Below are 21,986 nucleotides of genomic sequence, written 5' to 3' on the forward strand. Positions count from 1 at the left end.
CGCGGAATTCAGGAATAAGTGAGTATTGCGAGCATTCTGCCAGGGGCGTCCAAATCTTTTGCAGCGCGGCCCGTGACAGGATTTCATCGGGCTCGTCGGCCACCTGTACGACCCAGTTTCAGTCACCAGTGGTTATCGTAAAGTGTGTGATTCGACGGGCGGCGAGAATTCGCTTGAAGGTCAGATACGGCCGGCACGCGTAATTTCCTCTCCTGCCTGACGCGGCAAGCGCAGCGTGATGGGAATCGACGCCAGCGAGCACAAGCCCACCAGCAGAAACGCGGGCCAGAAATCCGACCACATGAGCGACGCGTGCCCGTTCGCTGCGCGGGAAATTTGCAGGATGATGCCGCCGATCGTGACGCTTAGACTGAGCGACATCCGGTGCACGGCACTGCCGAGGCTCGTTGCCCGTCCAACGTCGCGACTCGCAATTTCTGCATAGGTTAACGAGTTGAGAGTCGTTAATTGCAGCGCCGGAAAGAAGCCGCCAAGCAGCACAACTACCCAGATGATCCATGTTGGCGTGCACGGGAAAAATAGTCCGTGAGCCGCGACCGAAACACCCGAGAGCGCCGCATTCGCCACCAGCACCGAACGGAAGCCGTAGCGTCGCAGCATGCGCGGGGCGACAGTGCGTGTGAACACGGCGCCGAAAGCAGACGCGCAGGTGACGAGGCCGGACTCAAAGGCACTCATGCCGTATCCTTCCTGCAGCATCAGAGACAGCAGGAACGGCAGCGCGCCAAGGCCGATGCGGAACAGTGATCCGCCGAGGACGCTCGCGCGAAACGTCGGTATGTGGAAAAAGTGCAAATCGAGGAGAGGCAGCGGTACACGCCGTTCATGCACAACGTATCCGGCGAGCAATACGGCGCCCATCACGCCCATGCAGAAAGCATCGCGGTTCGAAACGATTTCACAACCGATAAGGGACAAGCCAAGCAGAAGTAGCGCGGCACCCGCCCCCGACAGAAAAAAGCCGGTCCAGTCGAGGCGGCCGGGATGCGGTTCGCAGGTGTTTGCTATGTGTCTATTCGTCAAGCAGATGCCGAGAATGCTGATAGGCACGTTGACAAGGAAAACCAGGCGCCAATGCGAGTAGGTTGTGATAAGGCCCCCGAGTAGTGGACCTGCGGCTGGACCGACGATCGCGGGAATGGTGAGATAATTCATCGCGCGTATGATATCGGCTCTTTGCACAACGCGAAAAATGATGATCCGGCCCACCGGCACCATCATCGCACCTCCGACGCCTTGCACGAAGCGTGCGAGCGCGAAGGTGATGAGGGAATTTGCCGCCGCGCAGAGGAGAGAGCCGACCACGAAGATGCCGATCGCTGAGCGAAACACCGTGCGCGCGCCGAAGCGGTCTGCGAGCCAGCCACAAGCAGGTATAAACGCGCCAAGTCCAACGGCGTAGCTCGTTACTGCAACTTTTAGCGTCACCACATCGTGCCCGAAATCGCGTGCCATCGTCGGCAGAGCCGTGAGGATCACGTTCTCGTCGACACTTTCCATGAACATGGCGCACGCGACGATCATCGGCGCGATCAGGGATTTCTGGCCAACACTCGAGCTAACCATTTTTGACTTTGTTCAGTTGCGTGACTCTTTGTTTGTAGAGCAGGCCTTGGAGCTTCTGCGGGTTGGACTCAATCCGCCTCAGATCTGTGAATGACGGCGCGTTGACGAGATTCCTGTGAGATAAATCGTTCGTCGTGCTGCATGTGGATAAGACCACGCGATGAGGCTGGATCACCTTACTTCTGTAGGTAAGGTGTCGAGCGGTGGTCCAAGTCGCCGCGGGCCCCAAACGCATGGTCCGGCAGTCCTCCGAGGAAGTCGACTACGCCCCTGGTTGATAACGCGCGGACGATCCTACTCGGAAGTTTGCGCGTAGCGAAGAGCGTACGCCTGGTGTACGGGAACTTGCGCCACAGAGCCTTCAAAGCTCCTCGCATGTATGGTTTAAAAGGGAAGCCGTTTTTGCCTCGTTTCGGACGGAGTCGGTACGCAAGTACTCTAGAGAGCCGCTTTCCGTCTTTCCATCATCCTGTCTTTTTTCCTTCGCGCGACATGACGCAATAGTTGAGCCAACACCAATAGATAGCATGAAGATGAAGTAAGTTGTATTGAGGCCGATGCTAGATATTATGTCCGTGTTCCGTGTGAATGTTATTGTGTCAGCGTGGTCATTAAATGTGGTCATTAAAAATTGTGACTTATTTTATAAGATCTATTTCAGTCTTTCGCTATGTCGCACACCCGACAATGTCGGATGTGCGACATGCCGGTTTGCCATTACTGTGCCGATTTTTAGGCGCTTATCGTTGGTTCGATCTGTGCTTACTAAGAGTCACGCTGGGGCGGTGCGCGGGCAGATTCATCGACCTCGGCGTCGGGCGCAGCTCTGGATTCGGTCAGACGCATGAAGAAAGCGTCAATGTGAGCAGAGACGAAATGACGAACTGCGTAGATTCGCTGCTCGCCCGACGGGTACTTGAATGGCCTGCGTCAATTGGGCTGCGGCGAAGAAGTTCAAGTTCCAGGCGCTAGTCGATAAGAAACGCTAACCGTGCAACTCGCGGCTTAGCAAAGCATAGATTTGCGTATAGTCGCTAACATTCTATATTCATCTCATGCATGTTTCTTGCGTTAGATGATGCTCTGCTTGACCCACGAGCGATTGAGGACATTATGAAAAGTAGCATCACAGGAAATTGCAATGTTGAAGAAAAAAGTGAATTGCGAAGGGCTGTCCGCCAGATTGGTATTCTCTTATTTGATGGATTCTCTCTCCTCTCGACCAATGCTATTACGGAGATATTTCAGCAAGCAAATGAAATATATAAAAACAGCAGTCACAGGCCGTATAACATCAATTTCTATTCAGGGAAAGGCGAAAAAACTCGATGCTCGTCATCAATCGATGTATGGACACGCGCATGCGATCCTGGTGATGTTCGTAGATTGGATGCCGTATTCATAGCAGACGGCCCTGGCGTAGCGGCCGCGCGCCTCGACAGCCGAGTCGTTGACTGGCTATCGGAGGCGGTCTCGCAAGATGTCATGATAGCGCCTATCGGCGACGGAAGGCTACTGTTGGAAGCTGCCGTCCGAGGCCGCAGTGGGTGACATACGGGGCGGGCATATGGCCGTCGGTCAATACCATGCAGCTTAAAGCTCAAGCTGGCTTGCTTTACGACCCGCCAGACAATGTCGGGCCCGCAGATAGCGCTCTCGGGATGGTTGGGCGAGACATCGGTGACGAAGCTGCGCATGATGTTGCTGTAAGGATTCAACCGTTCGGCGGGGATGGACTGGATGGAATTTTCTTGGTTCTCTACCCCGGCTTGCGTTGAAGGAGCAATTGGGAAGGGTCAGGGCGGCTTCCCAGTGGATGAGGCGATACTGCGATCATGCCGTTCCCTTTCGTGAGGCGATGCGCGTTGCAGCCATGAGTGAGCGAAACTTCCCGCGCCGATTCAAGCGAGACTCGACTTGGCTTCGCGATTGCTCGTACAAACAACCTCGTCGATCGACAGTATTGCAAAGCAGTGCCGCTGGACAGGCCCGGCACGTTTCTCCCGTGATTTCAAGCAGCTTCGCGGCAACTTCCACCGAGTTTCGCGAACGTTCTGCCTGTCGGCAGACTTCGGCTTACTCATCGATGCCGATTCGAGCGGTAAGCAGCGTGCGATACGCAAACGGGATTCGCATCAGCGAAGCTTTTCCTGGCGGTCGAGTTCGTCAAGTTCGGCAAAGAACTCGTCACCGTAGAGGTGATGTGCGCGCTCGATCTGTTTCTGGCTTATGGCCAGTATCTTCAGGAGGGCTATCGTCTGTTGCGTGGCTTCATAGGCTCGCAACGAGTCTTGCTTCGCCGTTCTGGGTGATGATGATCGGCTCGCCTGATTCCGTCAGATTTTTGGTGATCTGCGCATTTTCGCGATTGAGATAGCTGATCGGCTTTACCTGATCGGTGAGACGCATCAGGCGCTCCATACGTATTTCGAGTAAGGCTGTCGCCCGGTGGAATGACGGAACAGCGGCTTGTTCCGGTTGTTGACATTGCTTTCCAGGCCGCCGGCATCGGTAGCTGCGCGTCGATTGGCCCCCGCGATGCTCTAACTGCGCTCAACGAAGTCTTCATGAGCGAATCTGGCGATGCTCACATCGTATCTCGCTCCCGTACCCCCCAGGCTGACCGTCGCACGCTTTGCGCTGTCAAGCAACGCCTTCAGCGCAAGCTTGATGATGTCTGGAACGTCGAATCTGCCCTTGGGTCCGGATAGCGTCAGCGCGCCCACCAGTTGACCAGTCGAATCGAACACCGGCACCGATGCTGATGTTGTTTCAGGATCGCGTTCGCCGTATGACACCGCCCAGAGTTGTTCGCGCACCTCACTCCAGCGCGGGTCCAGCGATTCGGTGAATGCGAGTAGTACTTTGCCCGACGCGCCCTTGTCGATCGCAAATTCCTCACCAACGCGTATCGAGACCCGTACGCTTCTTGACGGCTCTACGCGGTACAGCACTAACCGATGGTCACCCTGCCTCACGTAGAAAGATGCCGTCTCGCCAAGGTCTCGACTCAAGTGCTGAAGGATGGGTTCGACAACAGGACCGACTTGAAACGACCGTTGATAGAGCGTTGCGAGGCGCAGTGGTTGATGGCCGATTGCGTACTGCCCGTCATTCAGTTTCCGTATGAATCCGCCGTGCTCCAAAGCACCGAGCAGTCGCAAAACCGTGCTCTTGTACAAGCCGGTCCGGCGCGAAAGTTCGGTTAGCGTCAACTGATCATCAGTCGGTCCAAAGGCGTTGAGAATCGCGAATGCTCGATCCAGGACCGCAACGCCACTCGACGTTTCAGACGCGTCGACCGATGACTGCGTCGTCGAAAATGCATTGATAGACACGTTTTTTCTCCTTGCTCATCACTATCACTTTACAGTTCCGTCTGGTGGAACTCAAGTTCTGTTATTTGAGAAAATTCGGGGTTTACCCGTCTTAACCAACATCGAATACGCGCATATAGTTCTTTCCAGTAGAACTAAGGTCTGACAGATAGAACATGGGATCCAATGATGTGTACATCCAATCCTAGGGTGTTGATCAGCGAAGTCGGGCCGCGCGACGGCCTGCAAAGCATCAGGAGCGTCATGCCGACAGCGGCCAAACTGCGATGGATCTCCGCGTTGGCGGCCGCTGGGTTGAAGGAGATTGAGGTGGGCTCGTTCGTGCCCCCGAAGCTGCTGCCGCAAATGGCCGACATCCGTGAGGTCGTGGCGCATGCGCTGTCGATCCCGGGCCTTCATGTCGCGGTCCTCACGCCGAATCTGCGTGGTTCGCAAGGCGCGTTTGAGGCCGGTGTGCACAAGGTAACTCTGCCCGTCTCGGTGACCAACGAGCACTCGATGGCCAATATACGCAAGACGACAGTGCAGATGATCGAAGAGGTGCGCAACATCGTCGCATTGCGCAACGAGCTCTTTCCTGGCGTGCGGATCGAAGCGGGGGTGTCGGTCGCATTTGGCTGCACGATCGCCGGCACGGTCACCGACGATGAAACGATGCGTATGTGCCTTGCGATGGCCGAGTGCGGCGTGGACGAGATTGGTCTTTCCGATACCAGCGGATACGCCAACCCTGCGCAGGTTCGTCGCCTGTTCCGCCGACTGCAATCTGAACTCGCGGACAAGGCGGGCGGGGCGCACTTTCATAACACACGCGGTCAGGGACTGGCCAATGTGATCGCTGCACTTGACGTTGGCGTCACAACGATCGATTCGAGCCAGGCTGGCCTTGGTGGCTGTCCGTATGCGCCGGGCGCTACGGGAAACATCGTCACGGAGGACCTTGCTTTCCTGCTGGAAGCCATGGGCTATGACACGGGCGTGGACATCGACAAGCTGATCGCTGCGCGCGCGATTCTGGCCGAAGCGCTACCGGGAGAAACTTTGTACGGGCATGTGCACGATGCCGGGATGCCAAGGGGATTCAGGTACTCAGACGGGCGTGTACCGAGCGCGCCGCAACCGGAAGGCTGTCTGTTGGGAGTTGCGCAATGAGCGAAGTGCCAGCGAATCAATCTCTGCCGTACAACGGCGTGCGTGTTGTCGAGATGACGCACATGGTGATGGGACCGACATGCGGCATGGTCCTGGCTGATCTGGGCGCGGAAGTGATCAAGGTTGAACCGATCGCTGGTGACAGCACGCGCGCACTTCGCGGTTCCGGAGCGGGCTTCTTCAGTACCTTTAACCGGAACAAGAAGAGCATCGCCGTCGATGTGAAGGATGAGCGCGGTATCGAGATCGTGCACAAGCTTCTTGCGGGTGCGGACGTCTTCAGCGAAAACTTTAAAAGCGGCACGATGGACAAACTGGGCCTCGGTTATGCAGCACTTTCCAGGCTCAATCCGCGTCTCATCTATGTGTCACACAAAGGATTCCTGCCCGGTCCGTACGATCACCGTACCGCGCTCGACGAGGTCGTGCAGATGATGGGTGGCCTCGCCTACATGACGGGACCGGAAGGGTGTCCGTTGCGGGCCGGCACGAGTGTCAACGACATCATGGGCGGCATGTTCGGCGCAATCGGCGCGATGGCGGCGCTCGCTCAACGCGGGCGCACGGGACACGGCCAAGAGGTCCAAAGCGCGCTGTTCGAGAATAACGTGTTTCTCGTCGCGCAGCACATGATGCAGTTCGCCGTGACCGGAAAAGCCGCAGCACCGATGCCGAGCCGAATCTCCGCCTGGGCGGTCTACGATGTGTTTTCAGTCAGGAACGGCGAACAGATCTTCCTGGCGGTCGTTTCCGATAGACAGTGGGCGATCTTCTGTGACGCGTTTGGTCTATCGGAACTGAAGGCGGACGAGCGCATCGCGACCAATAATCAGCGGGTGCAGGCGCGCGACTGGCTATTGCCGCAGCTTCGCAAGCACATGGAAGCATTCACCGCAGCTGAGATCAGCGCGATCTTCGAAGGCTGCGGATTGCCGTACGCGCCAATTACCAAGCCTCAAGATCTGTTTGACGATCCCCATCTGCTTGAAACCGGCGGGCTTGCCGATGTGACGTTGCCTTCCGACGCTAGTGGCGCCGGCCAACCCGTATCCACCAGGACAGCATTGCTGCCCCTGACGCTTGGCGGAGAACGGCTGCAACTGCGTGCAGCACCGCCTTCGCTCGGCCAGGACACGCGAGCGGTTCTCATGCAGCTCGGTTACACGTCAGAGGACCTCAGGCACCTGACCGAAGCGGGCATCGTCAGGTGTCAGGATCGGCAGCCTGGCGATGCGGCAAGCCCGTCGGCTTACGAACTCGCCAGCGCCTGACATTCGAACCGTACACGAAGAATCACTGCGCCGCGCGTGGGTGGCATGGTCCAGCCCGGCCCGTGATTCGACAGGAGACGATACATGGCATCTATTTTCTCGAATCTTGCAACCGACAGTCCTGCCGCCTCCACTCTTGAACAGCAGGCGGTGAAAAAGGCCGCGTGGCGCTTTATTCCGCTTCTCGCACTTGCATACTTCTTCAATTACCTGGATCGCACCAGCGTTGGCTTCGCTGCGCTGACGATGAACCACGACCTTGGTCTGACCGCCACGCAGTTCGGCTGGGGTGCCGGCATCATGTTCGCGGGGTACTGCCTTTGCGAAGTACCGAGCAACCTTGCGCTGTACCACTTCGGCGCGCGGCGCTGGCTGGCGCGGATCATGATCACGTGGGGCTTCTTCGCGGCGGCCACGGCGCTTGCGGTGGGACCCAACAGCTTCTACGCAATCCGGCTCTTGCTGGGTATAGGCGAAGCGGGCTTTTTCCCGGGCGTGATCTTCTTCCTCGCAGTCTGGTTTCCGGCGAGCTATCGCACTCGCGTGCTCGCGTGGTTCACCGTCTCCACGCCGCTCTCGTCACTCGTCGGCGGTCCGCTTTCGACCCGGCTGCTCAAGATGGACGGCTTCCTTGGGCTGGCGGGCTGGAAATGGATGTTCATTGTCGAGGGATTGCCCGCGTGCGTGCTCGGCTTCCTCGTGCTGAAGATGCTCGCGGACAACCCCGCCGATGCCACGTGGCTGTCGCCGCAGGAGCGGCAGGCGCTGCAGAGCGCCTTCGACCGCGAGGCTGCAGCCAGTCAGAAGAAGGATTTCGGTGCCGCGTTGAAGGATGCGCGCACGTACATCCTGGCGATGATCTCATTCGGCTTCACGATGGGTTCCTACGGTATTGGCATCTGGCTGCCGCAGATGCTCAAGGCTCACGGCATGAGCGTGACGCAGACCGGCTGGGTGTCAGCGGTGCCGTATTTCTTTGCAACCATTGCATTGCTCTGGTGGGCCAAGCGGGTCGATCGGCGCGGCGGACCCGTCGCGAACCTGGCCGGGGGTCTTTTGATCGGAGCCGTGGCGCTCGGCGTATCGACCCATTTCCATCAACTGGTGCCCGCCATGACCGGCATCACACTGGCGCTCATTGGTACGATCGCGGGCCGCACGATTTTTTATACGTTGCCGAACAGGTTTCTCTCGGGAGAGGCCGCCGCCGGCGGCCTGGCGCTGATCAATTCGGTTGGCGCGCTTGGCGGTTTTGCGGGACCGTACCTCGTGGGCTACCTCAAGGACAGCTTCGGTACGTTCACGGCCGGAATGATCGGTCTGTCGGTCGTGCTGCTCATCACGACCGTGCTGACCCTCTCGCTCTACGCCTTCAACACGGAGAAGTGAGGATGACACAGCTTCGTTCGCCCCTGCGACGCCGACTCCTCGGCGCGGCGGCGGCATCGATCACGATTCCCGCCGTCACTGCGCGGCAGGGATTCGCAAAACAGGAAACGCGCAGCATGAGCACGACCAGCAACTATCTTCCCGTTCGCGCGGCGTGGCTCGCCTCGGGCACTGAAGCCGCGCTCGAACCGGACATGCCGATCATCGACGCGCATCATCATTTCTATGAGCGCACGGGATGGACGTACCTGCTCGATGAATATCTCGAGGATGCGAGATCGGGGCACAACATTACCGCGTCGGTGTACATGCAGGCGCTAACCCGTTACCGGCAATCCGGCCCCGACCAATTGCGCCCGGTTGGCGAAATCGAATATGTGACGCATGTGACCGCGCCGTTGCAGAACGGCAAGCCGCAGGTCGCAAAGGGTATCGTAGGATACGCGGACCTTCGTCATGGTGCCGAGGTACGCGAGGTTCTTGAAGCGGAGCTTCAGGCCGGCGATGGCCGCTTGCGGGGCGTGCGGCACCTTGTTACGTGGGACCCAGACCCAACGCTCGTGAATCCATTGTCGGCCGCGCCGCGTGGACTGCTGCTCGATCCGGACTACCGCGCAGGCGTTGCGCAACTCGGGGCACTGGGCCTCTCGTACGATGCGTGGCTCTTCTTCCCTCAATTACCGGAACTGTTCGATCTGGCGAAGAATTATCCCGACACTCCGTTCATCGTCAACCATTGTGGCGGTGTCGTGCGTATCGCCAGCTATGCAGACAAAGGCAAGGAAGTGTTCGACGCATGGTCACGCTCGATGCGCGAACTGGCGCAGTTGCCCAATGTTTATGTGAAGGTGGGCGGCCTGGGCATGCGCATCAACGCGTTTGACTTTGAGAGAGGCGAGCGGCCGCCTTCATCGGCTCAACTCGCCGAGACATGGAAACCGTGGATGTACACGTGTATCGAGGCCTTCGGCGCGGACCGCTGTATGTTCGAAAGCAATTTTCCCGTCGATAAAGGCTCGTATCCTTACAGCAATGGCTGGAATGCTTTCAAGCTCTTGACTGAGCAGGCGAGCGCGCAGGAGCGCGATGCGTTATTCCGTGGAACTGCGACAGAGATATACCGTCTCGCATTTCTTGCGACACCGTGAGCCAGCGGCGCAGGTATCTATCCTGAGAGCTGCGGAGTTTCGAGGTCGATCATTCAAGCGTGCATCGCTGGGTTATCAAACTCGTGCCCCTGTTCGAAAAGGCGTTTCGTCGACAAAAGTGACTAGTGCGCAAGAGCTGGAGCGCTCGAAGCGCTTAACGCCGAAGGCCAGTGCCGATCAAGGAGCTGAATAACATCATCGAGCAGAATCGCGCGCGATCAAAGGCTCATCAAACCGACGATGGGCTTCAAGAGTAGCCCGTGTGCGCGCATCGTTCTTGCCGGCATCGAACTGATGCATATGGTCCGCAAGGGCAGTTGCAAGACGATGATATCGCCAGAACCACCGCGGAGCAGTTCCAACTCACTCGTTATGTAAGCTCCTATTTTCATCTCGGAGCTTTCTCACCTCGATTTCCTTGTCGCGAAAGAGCCAGTTGGTTTTCGGGCTGCCGGGGCCTGCGTGTTAATGGAGGCAATCGTCTTTGCCTGATTTCTAAGGAGTCGGGCGTCGGTGCATTTGACTTCTGCACGATTATACCCGAGCAACTTACGGGTTACTGGTCCGTGCCCGGCTCATCGGGCTCGCGGCCCAGCTCTGCTTTGCAACGTTCACAGCCCGCCGCACGTAATAATACCGTGTGCGGCAAGTGATGTCGGGCGACGAGGTCTCGTTCCGACTCTCGAACTTCGGCAGGCGAACCATTCGCCAAGCGTTCACGACGGCCTTGATGTCTGAATGGATGGGCTCCTGTCGATCATCGATCGGCCATCACGTATGCGTGACCGTTCTACCATGGCAGAATGGTAGTGCGAAAGGAGAGCCATTGACCGGTTGCCTGCAGTACGAGTTGCTCAAGGAGCGACCGGCGGCTGGCTCATGTGTGTTGCATCCGCGCATCTATGGCGATCTGTTTGCGAAGCGCCTCGAAACGCTCAAGTACCTGTTCTCCGAAATGCGGATCGGGGCTAGCAGAAACGACGGCATCGACCGCTGCCCAGTCCTGTTCCGTCAACACCTGCGCGGCGCGAGGCATCAAATCTCGCTCCTCAGTAGAAAGGTGGTGACGATAGTACACAAGGTACGCGGCCGTGGCCGCCTCCAGAGCCGTGCGGGGGACGATGACATCTCCAGCGGCTTCATTGATGCGATTCAGGAGTTCATCGCCGGCCGCGGCAATCACGCGATGCTCCTGCAGAAGTCGGTTCACGACGACTTGAATCCCGGGATCGCGTTTAGCAAGCAGAGCGTACGCGACATCCTCGCGCGGATGATGAACACGATCGGAAAAATTCCGCATGTAGTAAAGGATGTCGTTCATAAGCCCGTAATTCGGACTCTCGCCTCGATGGAGCACAGCTACCTGTTCTTCGAGAAGATCGAGTAGCCGGGCAAAATTAACGTGCTCGGCGTGCCATACAGAAAGTGAGTCCGGCATGACATGCTCCGTGGGAATGGTCAGGTACAGACTGTCTGAACCAAACGGTGAACGCAGCCCTTGTCGGCGTGATCGATAGGGCCGCAGCGCGACCGGTACAATTCAAATGTTACCAGGCGCACGCGCCAAGAAGGACTGACACAGATCAATACACTGCGGTATTGGTAGGCGGAGATCGGCCGCGGCGGACGGCCAGTCTGCGGCTTTGCGGCTACTGGCACTTCGATGTGGTGGTCGATCTCCCAGATGATCGCGCATCCGATTGCCGGGACCACCCGGTACCGATAAAAGTATCTTTACCGAAGAGGGGGCATTCCGAATACAGTGGACATAGCCTGCCCGGGTAGATCACACAGCGCAAGACGTCGATTTCTGCGTGCTTACGCGAAACCCGGCCATCGCGTTTGACAAATTGCAACGAGTGGCATATCCGCGCAGCGCTTGGCAATACCGATCGCCACGCAAGTTCCGACGCAGGACCAATTCATCAACCTTGGTGTGAGGCGGTGCCCGGTACCACAGGGGCGATTCCAGTGCGCTCCTCAGACTTCGGGTGTCACGAATTGGGTGTTAATGACGGCTTCGACCAGCGTAACTCCGTTGGGGGTGAGGGTTACCACATCCCTATCGATTATGACCAGCGCTTTATCAACCAGCGTTCTGAGCGTGGGGCGGATAATCGGGTTGTCGAAGAAGCTTCTGCTATCAAAACGCTGTCTGAACACGTTGTCATTCACCGGAACCAGTGTGGAGAGAGCCATTTTGAAAGCGTTCACTTCGCGCTGAAGTGAGGAGACTCCTCGGCTTTCCTCAATGGGCAGACGGTTTTCATCCAGAGCTTCCTTGTATTTTCTGTAGCCGGTGATGTTGACGGCCTCGGCCCGGGTACATTTCGAGCTGCCGCCGAGACCAATCGCCACTTCCGGGTACTGCTTATCGAGGTCGGTCACTAGCCCTTTCCATTTCTCGGGATGCTGATGGTTCTGGTGAAAGTACGTAGTCGGATGTTCGAGATATCCGGACGAGAGGTACTGCCCGATCAGTTCGCGCATCTGATACTGTTTACCCAGCCCCGGGAAGTTCATGTTATTAATGTTAATAAGCCCTTTTTTCTGCCACAGACTTTCTCGCTCTCCGGAAACACCGGTACGCTTTTTCAGAAACTTTTCCATGTGCAGCTTGGTGCAGACCACGTGAGAAAGTTTCAGTTCGAGGATTTTCTCTATGTCATATTTCACATCGTCCACGCTCTGGCCGAGCATGCCGTAGATAAGGTCGACGCTGACCCAGTCGAAGCCGGTTTCGCGCGCGTTAAAAATTGCATCCAAGCACTGTTCGGCGGAGTGCATACGTCCGCAGGCCGAGATAATGCGGTCGTCGAAGGCCTGGGCACCGAAGCTGATTTTGGTAAAGCCCAACTCTTTTAACAGTCCAAGGTATTGTTTGGTCAGGGTACCCGGCTCGCCCTCAAAGCGCATGGTAGCAGCAGAAAAGTTAAAATGGCCTTGGTAAAAATCCATCAGGCGCCGCAGCTCAGGCTCAGGAAGCAGCGATGGCGTGCCGCCGAAGATGTTGAATTCGCCGACTTCGGCCTGGGCGAGACACGGAACGTTCTGAAGCCACATAGCGGCCTCTTTGATGTTGTAATCCACCAGATCCCGGAACACTGCCTGTGACGAAGTGACCTGTGGATTCAGAATAAGCGTCGGGTACTGGCAGAAATGGCAGCGGTAGCGGCAGGTGGGGATATATGACCAAAGATGGATCTGTTTTGCCTGTTTGATATCACGCTCCATGTCATCAAAGAAAGCGACGAGTGGATAACCGCAGATATCGCCAGGGAAAACGTGGCAACCGAACGGATCTTTAAAAACATACTCCAGAAATGCGATGTTCTCCGGGCGGGAGAGAAAATCATATACTCGCGGCACCGGATAATTCGTATCGATATCGCTCAGTGAGTTCAGAGTTTCGCTATTCATCAGAATACCCCGCCGTTAGCGAAGTAGTTATGCGCTTCGCCGGACTCACGGTCTTCACAGAAATAGTAGATAAAGCGCTCGAGATCTTCCGGTTTGACCACATCGAAGCACTCCGGCAACGGCGGCGGAAAACCGATATCCTCACCAACGGCGCGGCGCATGGCACTGAAAATTTCATCACGAAACTCGAAATAAAGCCGATAGGCCGGGGTTTTGTAAGCATGGATCGGTTTGAAGTCGATAATTCTGGAATCGTGCTTAATTTCATGGATACGCTGATACAGACGGTCAGCCACTGGTCCGGTAAAAAATTCACGCACGGCGATGTTCTCCAGCAAAATCTGTGGGTTGAGCAGCGCCGGCAACACGATGTTTTTGGGAACGTAGTCTTTAATCGAGTAGCACCAGGCCTGCTGCGACTGTGCGGGAGTGGTGTCGTACAGCGTTGGCCTTTGCTTTTCCTCATCCGGGCGTACGTCTTTCATGATGATGATGCCATCCTGTCCATAGGCAGTACCGCTGATCACTTCCTCTAGGATGGTATCCACGCGACGGCTGTTAATTTCCACACGGGAATCCCGGGCGTAAACCGGCTTGCCGCCTCCGGCGATTACCCGGATTCCAAAGTCCCAGTCGTCGGAGAGGTGTTCTACAAAGCGGCCATTGTTCAGCTGGTAGAAAATTTCGATACCTCCCACTTTGTCATACAGAGTGCGCTCAACGGCAAAACCTTTGCCGTCTGGAAAGCCGCCGAAGAGCGAAAACGACACATCACGGCAGCGCAGGGTTTTTTGGATTTCCCGGAACAGGTTGGGGCGATTGCGGAACGCTTCTTCGTTGTAGTAGTAATTGCAGGTGCCAATATCCCCATTTGCCTCCACCATTTTTTTAATCAGCGCGTGCAGCCAGTAAGGGTCTACGGTGCAGTCCGCATCGGCGGAAACAATATAGTGTTTTTTCTGAACTTCTAGACGGCTGTCGCGGGATTTTGAACGCACAGAAGCGTAATCCATGCCGCGTTTTCTGGCGGACGAGACGCCCTGAGTGGTCTCATGGAGAGTATGAATATCCATGGATGGATTTTGGGCTTTGAAGGTGTTAATTTTTTCAACGGAGTCGTCCGTGGAATTATTATCCACAAAAATAAGCTCATAACCGTCACGAGTAATCAAGTTGTTATGTGTTTTTTGGTTAAATAGGGAGAGCAATACCTCGCGGATACGATCGCTTTCGTTATAAACTGGCAGCACAACTGATATAAAAACAGTATCGCGCATATTTCCTCCGGAGCAATTCAAGTCGAGGATGCAAGTTGCATTATCAGAAAGTAATCGCTTGCCAATAGAAAAATTCCTCCGAGCAACGTCATTCATCAACTGTTTATTATTAAGGAGTTTGTACAAGTCCCCAACAAATACTTCATCAGGCAAACCATCCTGCTCTTCTGATATCTTCATAACCGGCGCTTCAAATCCATATTGACCATAGACCTCCCAATAATATTCGTAGCTGGTAGTGATGTAGCAGCGCTGGCTGCTAATCGCTTCTCCAACAGGATTCCCATAGCTGTCATAATCCCACGAAGTAAGAAAAGAGACCAGATCGCAGGAGTAGTATAAATCCTCAATAGTAATCGCCTCTTCCCATGAAAGCATGTATTCGTGCCGAAGTGGGCCAATAAATTTGATGAATGACTCGACGTTTAATTTTTTGGCCAATGCATTCAGTTCCTGATGGTAAGGATGGTTTTCATCAGGATCGCCTGCCACAACCAAAAAAACCTTCCGGTCGATATCGTTCTGACTGAAAAGTTGGTTCAGCCGATGGACCAGATAAACATCCCTGTCCAAACGCTTTTGCGGAATAATGCGGGTGGTGCGGGCGATCAAAATGTCGCTGTCGCGGATAAGGAGGTTCTCCCTGATACTTGTATATTTGCCATGTCCGGTGAAATTATAGGTATTCTTTTTAACCTTGACTTCCACTTCGTAATCACACCACTTTTCGAGCTCATTCTTTAGGTGATTATTGAGTGTGACGTATGTTATATACCTGGATTTAACAGGCTTAATGGCATGAGGATAAGGCGCTGCGCCGTATTTCATCACATTTTTTTCACTGTTCCACATTAGATCGTGATCGCGCCAGATGACGAAATTGCCTAGGCAATGACGTTTCCCGTAATCTTCAATCGCCATATACAGCGCCTTGGTATAGGTAAGATTTTCCGGAAGCGTTCCATTCTCAACAATCACATAACTGATACTCAGCTTTTCCCATAGCTGAACGATTCGATGTGCCAGTCGCAGAGAAGATTCGCTAATTGCAAGCAGGAGTTCTTCCTGCTCTCTGGAAAAAGCGGATGGAACTCGACCCATCAGAACATTGTGCGAGTGCGCTAGGAAATCGACGCTGTAGTGGGGAATAGAATCGATATCATCAATACGAACCAGATCGAATATATCCCTATAAATCTCCTTCTCGTGATCGTAAGGTTTGCCGAATTTTCCTTTATCTATTTTTATGTCGTAGCCCAGGTCGAGATAAGACTTGATTTGATTCTGCGCAAGAATTTTGGCCATTTTTGACGCTTCAACTGTGATGCCTGATACGGCGACAGCGTCAAATGATATAAATATGGCCCCGGCATGCATATCTTTATGACACATTCCGAATCACCCTAAAGCAATTTGTGAATATGAATCATAATCGCCACCAAAAACCATCCATTTGCGACACAATGTCGCCTCGGCTTCGAGCGCGATTTCCGACAGTGCTTCATGGCGCGCTTGGGTTCGAACAATGCCCGGTCGAGACGATGAAGCGCGTCGTGTCGCAGATGCATCTCCGCGAGGTGACGTTCACGTACAGGATGACCGAGACCTCCCCGGTATCGTTCCAGAACTGCACCAACGACCCGCTCGTCAAGCGGGTGACAACGGGTGGCCGCGTGCAGCCGAACCTGAATTCGCGTCGATCCCGACGGTAACGTTGAGGCGGTCGGCGAGAAGGGCGAGCTGTGTCCTTGAAGTGCGCTATCTCACCCATCGAGATGCTGGGCGACAGCGTGCGGGTTGACGACACAACGGATTCGCCAGCTGGTTGCCAATCCGCGTGAGCGGGGTCCGCAGGACCTCGTGTCGCAGCGGCGCCCGAAACCCGGCAGCAACCGACTGGACACCGCGGTTGCCGATCGTGCAATTTCGATCATCCGCGATCGCTGCGTCGATTTTGGCGCCAACGCTGGCTTGCGAGAAGTTCTATGAATGCCACGATATTCGGCTTGCCAAGGAAGGGGGCGGAAGCTGATGACGCCGCCGGCATATGGGGCCGGCGACGGCAGAGACCGCCGAAGGTCTACCGGCTCACCCAGGCACGCCGCACATGCCTGGGTGAGCCGGTACAGAACCGATGGTAGTAACCATCGTTGGTTTGGCGGATAAGCGATCAATCTGTCAGATTAGTATTCGAAGTAGTAACGTTGTCGTTGTTCAAAGCGTCGCTTTGTTTGATTTCGGAATGCAGATTGATTGTTGGAAAGTGAAGTAATGGATGACAGCACTTCTATGAATCCACCGTACTGCGGGAGCAGACACCAGGCCGCTGGCACGGCAAGTGTCATCGAGGACAATCGCCGGAGCTTGCGAGGCGCGTCGCTGAGGAAGCCGTGCTACGCGACCGCGAACAACGCCTGCCGCACAATAAGATCGAATTGTTTTCTCGTTCAGGCCCGTGGGCCATCGCCGTGCCGAAGGTGTCCGGCGGCGCAGGAGTATCGTTCGTGACGTTGAGCGAGGTAAGGAAGATCGTTGCAGTAGCGGACCCATTCTCGGGCAGATGCTACAGAATCACCTCGAGCACCAGATAATGGACGAATCCGAGTAATTTCTGTGTCCCCAACCTTGCGAATACCTATATCTAGTCGATGCAGGGCCCGTCCGAATTGCCGATCTCGAGGCTAGGCTGCCAAAGAACGTGCAGCTTCTCGGGTGGCTCGCCGTTGAGCACTGCGAGCATTAACTCAATGATCGTCACACCAACATCATGCGGAGCGGCCGATTGCAGGGTCGTGAAGTTGTAACCCATGAGCGTGTCTGGAGGAAGGCCACCATTGACGATGATCGACATTGCGCTGCCGATCGTAACCCCGGCGTCAACAAGCGCACGCACTGCGCCGGCGCCGTATGGAGGGTTGTCCACGATCACGGCAGTCGGTCGCGGATTGCATGAAAGAATACACGTCATTGCTTCGTAGCTGCCGGCGCGGCTGAGCGTACCTTCGATCATGTAGCGCGCGTCTACGGGCAGACCGGCGGCGGCCATCGCGTCAATGTAGCCCTTACGCGCCTGTGTTGTGAGATGCAACTCCAATGGTCCGTTGAGCAACGCGATCCGGCGGTGGCCAAGGTTTACCAGCCGCTCGACTGCCTGGCGCACTCCGGCTTCGGTGTCGAAATCAAACCAGGAGTACGGGCCCGGAAGGATGCTGCGGCCGTACGCAACGAACGGAATGCACTTTTTCACAAGATACTGCAGCCGGGGATCATTCAGTTTGGTACGCGTGACGATCATGCCGTCGACGCGGCGCCCTTCAGTCATCCGCTCGTAGGTACGGAGTTCGTCGACGTTAGAGGACGAGGCAATGATCAGATCCTTGTCGGTGCGCTCGATGGCCTTAGTCATGCCGGACACGACTTCGAGGAAGTATGGATCTCCAAGATCATGCGCCGTGAGCGGACAGATGATGCCGATAGCATCGGCGCGCCCGGTTGCCAGGTGCCGCGCGATCGTATTGGGGCGGTAGCCGACGCTAGCCGCAACCGCAATGACTCGCTCACGGGTGCGCTCACTCACTTCCGGGTGGCCGTTGAGCGCACGGCTGACCGTGGTCCGCGACATCCCAAGCTTGTGCGCAAGATCTTTCAGTTTCATCGTGTGTCCCGGTCTTGCCGCTGCCCCGCCAACCTGTCGGGGCCACCGACCCCGTAGCGCGACGCGTCAACCTGCAACCTGCCATCGTCAAGTACATGGACGGGCATCGGGTCAGAGATCTCCTCGATGAACTGGCCGTCCTTGCCGAATTTCAGGAGTGCCATGAAGCGCAACGTACGGTCCGGTGCGTGCAACACCCGGCCGGAATAGAGCGATCCGCTGCATCGCCGACTAGAAAGTCTTCCTCGACCAGCTTCCGTTCGCCAAGCGGATAATCGGTAATCAGATAGTGCGTGCCCTTCATGGGCGCGGACATGCGCTTGCGGCAATACATCGGCTCGCTATGGTCCTTCGCGGTGCAGAACAGGCAGTACCAGCGGCCCTGATGTTCGAAGACCTGCGGTACTTCCAGTTGCCCGAACACCTTCGAGCGGAACAGCGGCGGGGCAGCGACCAGTCTTCGAGATCGCGCGATACCGCATGCCCAAGCACGCCGCGTCCGATCGCTGGGCCCGCAGTCTCTTGCGCAGTGAACACCATGTGCCAGCCGCCGCCGTTCGGGGCGGCGAAGACTCAGGGGGCGCGGAAGGCCTGGTCCTGCAATACATCTGTATCGAGCGGCTCGTACCAGTAAGGATCGATGTCCAGCATCGGATTGTGCGCGAATCGTTCCCACGTGTGCAGATCGTCGGATCAAACTGCACCCGTTTGGTTCGACTTCGGGTGATGGTTTGCACCCAGCAACATATACATTGCGGGCACGACGAAGAGCGTGAACAGCGTGCCGATCGACAGCCCCGTGAAGATCACGAGCCCCATCGCATTGCGGCCCGCCGCGCCCGCACCGGACGCGATCACGAGCGGGAGCACGCCCAGCACCATTGCCGCCGTCGTCATCAGGATCGGCCGCAAGCGCGCGCCGGCCGCTTCTTCGAGCGCCTCGCGCTTGCCGCGTCCCGCGCGTTGCAGCTCGTTTGCGAACTGCACGATCAGAATGCCGTGCTTGCTGATGAGGCCCATCAGCGTGACGAGACCCACCTGCGTGTAGATGTTGAGCGTCGAGAGTCCCATGTTGATGAAGATGAGCGCACCGAACAGCGCCATCGGCACCGACACGAGAATCACGACAGGATCGCGGAAGCTTTCGAACTGCGCGGCGAGCGCGAGAAACACGATGATCGTCGCGAACAGCAGCGTGATCACGAAGCCGCCGGACTCCTGCACGAACTGGCGCGACAGGCCCGAGTAGTCGGCCGTATAGCCTGTCGGCGCGACGTCGGTGGTGGCCTTGCGCAGGAAGTCGAGCACTTCGCCTTGCGAGATGCCCGGCGCGAGCACGCCGGAAATCGTCGCTGAATTGAGCTGCTGGAAGTGATTGATCGACTCGGGCACGATGGTCTGCTTCAGACGCGTGACCGTCGATGCGGGAATCACGCTGCCATCGGGCGTGCGCAAATAGTAGTCGAGCACTTGCGACGGGTTCAGCCGGTCCGTTTGCAGCACCTGCGGAATCACCTTGTACGAGCGGCCCGCAATCGAAAAGTAATTGACGTAGTTGCCGCCCAGCGCCGCGCCCAGCGTGTGCCCGACATCGCTTTGCGACAGGCCGAGCGAAGCGACCTTGTCGCGGTCCACCATCACGACGGTTTCGGGCTTGTCGATCTTCAGATTGCTGTCGACGAAGAGGAACATGCCGCTTTCGCGCGCTTTCTGCAGCACGGCTTGCGACACTTCGTTGAGGTTCTCGAACGGCTCCGTCGTGCTGATGACGAACTGCACGGGCAACCCTTGCGCGCCCGGCAGCGGCGGAAACTGGAACGCGGCGACGCGCGCGCCCGCAATGCCGTCCCACTGCTGCTGCAATTCCCGCTGCAATTGCGTCGCGCCTTTCTTGCGTTTGTCCCACGTCTTGAAGAGCACGCCGCCGAAGCCCTGGTTCAGCGTCGGCGCGCCCGTCAGTTGGAACATCTGCGAGTACTCGGGCAACTGCTTCGAGATGTCGAAGACCTGGTCTGCGTAAGTCTGCATCTGCTGGATCGTCGCATTCGGCGGCCCCTGGATCTGCGACAGCACGATGCCCTGGTCCTCCTGCGGCGCAAGCTCCGATTGCGATGTCATGAAGAGATACACGGTGCCGCACAAAAGCAGCGCGCCCATCACGATGAACACGGGCCACGTGTCGAGCATCGCATGCAGAAGACGCCCATAGCCGCGATGCACGCGCTCGAACTGCCGGTCGACGAAGCGCGCGAAGCGGCCCGACTCCTGGTCCATGCGGAAAAAACGCGAGCACATCATCGGCGATAGAGACAGCGCAATCACGCCCGATACGGTCACGGCGCCCGCCAGCGTGAATGCGAACTCGGTGAAGAGCGCGCCCGTCAGTCCACCCTGAAAACCGATCGGCAAGTACACGGCAACCAGCACGACCGTCATCGCGAGAATCGGTCCGCCGAGTTCGCGCGCGGCGATCAGCGCGGCTTCGAAGGGCTGCTTGCCTTCCTCCTTCATATGCCGGTCGACGTTCTCGACCACGATGATCGCATCGTCGACGACGAGCCCGATCGCGAGCACGAGCGCAAGCAGTGTCAGCAGATTGATCGAATAGCCGAGCAGCTGCATCACGAAGAACGTGCCGATCAGCGAGAGCGGCATCGCGATCACGGGCACGATCACCGCGCGGAAACTGCCGAGGAACAGGAAGATCACGACCGTCACGATCAGCAGCGCTTCGACGAGCGTCTTCACCACTTCATCGATGGCCGTGTTGATGAAGTCGGTCGCGTCGTAGACGATGTCGCCCGTCATGCCTGTGGGGAACTGCTTCTGCAGGTCCGGAAAGATCGTTTTCACGCGCTTCGCGACGTCGAGCACGTTCGCATCGGGCGCCACCTTGATGCCGATGAACACCGAACGCTTGCCGCTGAACGCGACGTTGAAATCGTAGTTGTCCGCGCCGAGCACGACGTTCGCGACATCTTCGAGGCGCACGATCGCGCCGTTCTTCTGCTTGACGACGAGCTTCCTGAAGTCGTCGACGGAATGCAGGTCCGTGCCCGCATTCAGATCGACGCTGATCATCTGGCCTTTGGTCGTGCCGAGCGTCGCCAGATAGTTGTTGCTGCCGAGAGCCGTGAAGACGTCGGCGGCCGTGACGTTGTGCGCGGCGAGCCGGTTCGAATCGAGCCAGGCGCGCAGCGCGAACTGGCGCCCGCCGAGAATTTCCGCCGTCTGCACGCCCTGGATCGAATCGAGCTTCGGCTTCACGACGCGCAGCAGATAGTCGGTGACGTTGTTGCTCGGCAGCACGTCGCTGTAGAAGCCCATGTACATGGCGTCGGTGGTCTGGCCCACCTGCACGGTCAGCACCGGCTGCTGCGCCTGCGGCGGCAACTGGTTGCGCACCGATGCGATCTGCGTGTTGATCTCCGTCAGCGCGCGATTCGAGTCGTAGTTCAGGCGCAGCGTCGCGGTGATCGTCGAAACGCCCGTGCTGCTCGTCGACGACACGTAGTCGATGCCCTGGGCCTGCGCAATCGCGGCTTCGAGCGGCTGCGTGATGAAGCCGGCCATCGTGTCGGCGCTCGCGCCGTAATACGACGTCATGATCGTCACCACGCCGTTTTCGGTCTGCGGATATTCGCCGACCTTCAGCGCGGATAGCGACCGCAAGCCGAGCACGAGTATCAGCAGACTCACCACCGAGGCGAGCACCGGGCGTTCAATGAAGGTGTCGGTGAATTTCATCG

15 protein-coding genes and 2 pseudogenes are annotated in these 21,986 nt (G+C 56.9%); 7 read left to right on the forward strand and 10 right to left on the reverse strand.

The genetic code is table 11. The features are described 5' to 3' along the window. Nucleotides 1–180: 180 nt before the first annotated feature. Nucleotides 181–1,587 (reverse strand): MFS transporter, encoded by a 1,407-nt coding sequence (locus GCT13_RS18235; RefSeq protein WP_227746893.1) that lies wholly within the window; start codon nucleotides 1,585–1,587, stop codon nucleotides 181–183. Between the two features lie 1,141 nt (nucleotides 1,588–2,728). Here GCT13_RS18235 and GCT13_RS18240 point away from each other — a divergent pair. Then, the gene (locus tag GCT13_RS18240; RefSeq protein WP_152760300.1) at nucleotides 2,729–2,992 is read left to right on the forward strand and encodes a hypothetical protein; all 264 of its coding nucleotides are present in this window, start codon (nucleotides 2,729–2,731) and stop codon (nucleotides 2,990–2,992) included. Nucleotides 2,993–3,722: 730 nt separating this feature from the next. On the opposite strand, the gene GCT13_RS50880 is transcribed toward GCT13_RS18240, so the two are convergent. The 3 genes from GCT13_RS50880 to GCT13_RS18250 all read right to left on the reverse strand — a co-directional run bounded on the left by GCT13_RS50880 (nucleotide 3,723) and on the right by GCT13_RS18250 (nucleotide 4,925). Beyond that, nucleotides 3,723–3,872 carry a hypothetical protein gene (locus GCT13_RS50880; RefSeq protein WP_321574442.1) on the reverse strand — a complete coding sequence of 50 codons (150 nt, stop codon included), beginning with the start codon at nucleotides 3,870–3,872 and terminating at the stop codon, nucleotides 3,723–3,725. Continuing rightward, the gene (locus GCT13_RS50885) at nucleotides 3,859–4,008 is read right to left on the reverse strand and encodes a hypothetical protein (RefSeq protein ID WP_321574443.1); all 150 of its coding nucleotides are present in this window, start codon (nucleotides 4,006–4,008) and stop codon (nucleotides 3,859–3,861) included. Before GCT13_RS50885 ends, GCT13_RS50880 begins: the two co-directional genes overlap by 14 nt. Nucleotides 4,009–4,130: 122 nt before the next feature. Further along, nucleotides 4,131–4,925 (reverse strand): IclR family transcriptional regulator, encoded by a 795-nt coding sequence (locus GCT13_RS18250; RefSeq protein WP_087740285.1) that lies wholly within the window; start codon nucleotides 4,923–4,925, stop codon nucleotides 4,131–4,133. 168 nt (nucleotides 4,926–5,093) lie between these two features. Here GCT13_RS18250 and GCT13_RS18255 point away from each other — a divergent pair, with 168 nt between their 5' ends. The 5 genes and pseudogenes from GCT13_RS18255 to GCT13_RS51220 form a co-directional block, all read left to right on the forward strand. Then, nucleotides 5,094–6,077: a hydroxymethylglutaryl-CoA lyase gene (locus GCT13_RS18255; protein WP_087740287.1), complete on the forward strand. Its 984-nt coding sequence runs from the start codon at nucleotides 5,094–5,096 to the stop codon at nucleotides 6,075–6,077. Next, a complete protein-coding gene (locus GCT13_RS18260) occupies nucleotides 6,074–7,348 on the forward strand; it encodes a CaiB/BaiF CoA transferase family protein (RefSeq protein ID WP_087740284.1) in 1,275 nt (424 codons plus the stop codon). Before GCT13_RS18255 ends, GCT13_RS18260 begins: the two co-directional genes overlap by 4 nt. A gap of 84 nt (nucleotides 7,349–7,432) precedes the next feature. Beyond that, nucleotides 7,433–8,737: an MFS transporter gene (locus GCT13_RS18265; protein WP_087740283.1), complete on the forward strand. Its 1,305-nt coding sequence runs from the start codon at nucleotides 7,433–7,435 to the stop codon at nucleotides 8,735–8,737. 2 nt (nucleotides 8,738–8,739) lie between these two features. Then, a complete protein-coding gene (locus GCT13_RS18270) occupies nucleotides 8,740–9,885 on the forward strand; it encodes an amidohydrolase family protein (protein WP_087740282.1) in 1,146 nt (381 codons plus the stop codon). 32 nt (nucleotides 9,886–9,917) lie between these two features. Beyond that, a pseudogene (locus GCT13_RS51220) lies at nucleotides 9,918–10,004 on the forward strand (IS6 family transposase); the annotation flags it as partial. Between the two features lie 758 nt (nucleotides 10,005–10,762). Here the strand turns inward: GCT13_RS51220 and GCT13_RS18275 are convergent. From GCT13_RS18275 to GCT13_RS18285, 3 genes are all read right to left on the reverse strand, one after another. Next, nucleotides 10,763–11,323 carry a hemerythrin domain-containing protein gene (locus GCT13_RS18275; protein ID WP_087740281.1) on the reverse strand — a complete coding sequence of 187 codons (561 nt, stop codon included), beginning with the start codon at nucleotides 11,321–11,323 and terminating at the stop codon, nucleotides 10,763–10,765. Between the two features lie 542 nt (nucleotides 11,324–11,865). Then, nucleotides 11,866–13,305 (reverse strand): radical SAM protein, encoded by a 1,440-nt coding sequence (locus tag GCT13_RS18280; RefSeq protein WP_087740280.1) that lies wholly within the window; start codon nucleotides 13,303–13,305, stop codon nucleotides 11,866–11,868. After that, entirely contained in the window at nucleotides 13,305–15,974 is a 2,670-nt protein-coding gene (locus GCT13_RS18285) for a glycosyltransferase (protein WP_087740279.1), read from the reverse strand. The genes GCT13_RS18280 and GCT13_RS18285 overlap by 1 nt, the downstream gene beginning before the upstream one ends. 134 nt (nucleotides 15,975–16,108) lie before the next feature. Here GCT13_RS18285 and GCT13_RS49355 point away from each other — a divergent pair. Beyond that, a pseudogene (locus tag GCT13_RS49355) lies at nucleotides 16,109–16,328 on the forward strand (AMP-binding protein); the annotation flags it as partial. Between the two features lie 895 nt (nucleotides 16,329–17,223). Here GCT13_RS49355 and GCT13_RS18300 read toward each other — a convergent pair. The 3 genes from GCT13_RS18300 to GCT13_RS18310 all read right to left on the reverse strand — a co-directional run bounded on the left by GCT13_RS18300 (nucleotide 17,224) and on the right by GCT13_RS18310 (nucleotide 21,984). Continuing rightward, on the reverse strand, nucleotides 17,224–18,237 hold the full coding sequence (locus tag GCT13_RS18300) for a substrate-binding domain-containing protein (RefSeq protein WP_087740276.1): 1,014 nt from the start codon (nucleotides 18,235–18,237) through the stop codon (nucleotides 17,224–17,226). Between the two features lie 151 nt (nucleotides 18,238–18,388). Then, nucleotides 18,389–18,661 carry a glycoside hydrolase family protein gene (locus GCT13_RS49365; protein WP_227746894.1) on the reverse strand — a complete coding sequence of 91 codons (273 nt, stop codon included), beginning with the start codon at nucleotides 18,659–18,661 and terminating at the stop codon, nucleotides 18,389–18,391. 269 nt (nucleotides 18,662–18,930) lie between these two features. Beyond that, nucleotides 18,931–21,984, reverse strand: coding sequence for an efflux RND transporter permease subunit (locus GCT13_RS18310; RefSeq protein WP_152760302.1), 3,054 nt, complete (start codon nucleotides 21,982–21,984; stop codon nucleotides 18,931–18,933). Nucleotides 21,985–21,986: the final 2 nt, after the last annotated feature.

The sequence above is a fragment of the Paraburkholderia franconis genome (genome assembly GCF_009362735.1).
In the GTDB taxonomy this organism is placed as follows: domain Bacteria; phylum Pseudomonadota; class Gammaproteobacteria; order Burkholderiales; family Burkholderiaceae; genus Paraburkholderia; species Paraburkholderia franconis.

Excerpts from the sequence above, each read along its gene's own strand:
- GCT13_RS18255 (WP_087740287.1), top strand. The coding sequence starts at position 5,094 with ATGTGTACATCCAATCCTAGGGTGTTGATCAGCGAAGTCGGGCCGCGC.
- GCT13_RS18300 (WP_087740276.1), bottom strand. The coding sequence starts at position 18,237 with ATGAAACTGAAAGATCTTGCGCACAAGCTTGGGATGTCGCGGACCACG.
- GCT13_RS18310 (WP_152760302.1), bottom strand. The coding sequence starts at position 21,984 with ATGAAATTCACCGACACCTTCATTGAACGCCCGGTGCTCGCCTCGGTG.
- GCT13_RS18265 (WP_087740283.1), top strand. The coding sequence starts at position 7,433 with ATGGCATCTATTTTCTCGAATCTTGCAACCGACAGTCCTGCCGCCTCC.
- GCT13_RS18235 (WP_227746893.1), bottom strand. The coding sequence starts at position 1,587 with ATGGTTAGCTCGAGTGTTGGCCAGAAATCCCTGATCGCGCCGATGATC.
- GCT13_RS50885 (WP_321574443.1), bottom strand. The coding sequence starts at position 4,008 with ATGGAGCGCCTGATGCGTCTCACCGATCAGGTAAAGCCGATCAGCTAT.
- GCT13_RS18280 (WP_087740280.1), bottom strand. The coding sequence starts at position 13,305 with ATGAATAGCGAAACTCTGAACTCACTGAGCGATATCGATACGAATTAT.
- GCT13_RS18260 (WP_087740284.1), top strand. The coding sequence starts at position 6,074 with ATGAGCGAAGTGCCAGCGAATCAATCTCTGCCGTACAACGGCGTGCGT.
- GCT13_RS18275 (WP_087740281.1), bottom strand. The coding sequence starts at position 11,323 with ATGCCGGACTCACTTTCTGTATGGCACGCCGAGCACGTTAATTTTGCC.
- GCT13_RS18240 (WP_152760300.1), top strand. The coding sequence starts at position 2,729 with ATGTTGAAGAAAAAAGTGAATTGCGAAGGGCTGTCCGCCAGATTGGTA.
- GCT13_RS18285 (WP_087740279.1), bottom strand. The coding sequence starts at position 15,974 with ATGTGTCATAAAGATATGCATGCCGGGGCCATATTTATATCATTTGAC.
- GCT13_RS18270 (WP_087740282.1), top strand. The coding sequence starts at position 8,740 with ATGACACAGCTTCGTTCGCCCCTGCGACGCCGACTCCTCGGCGCGGCG.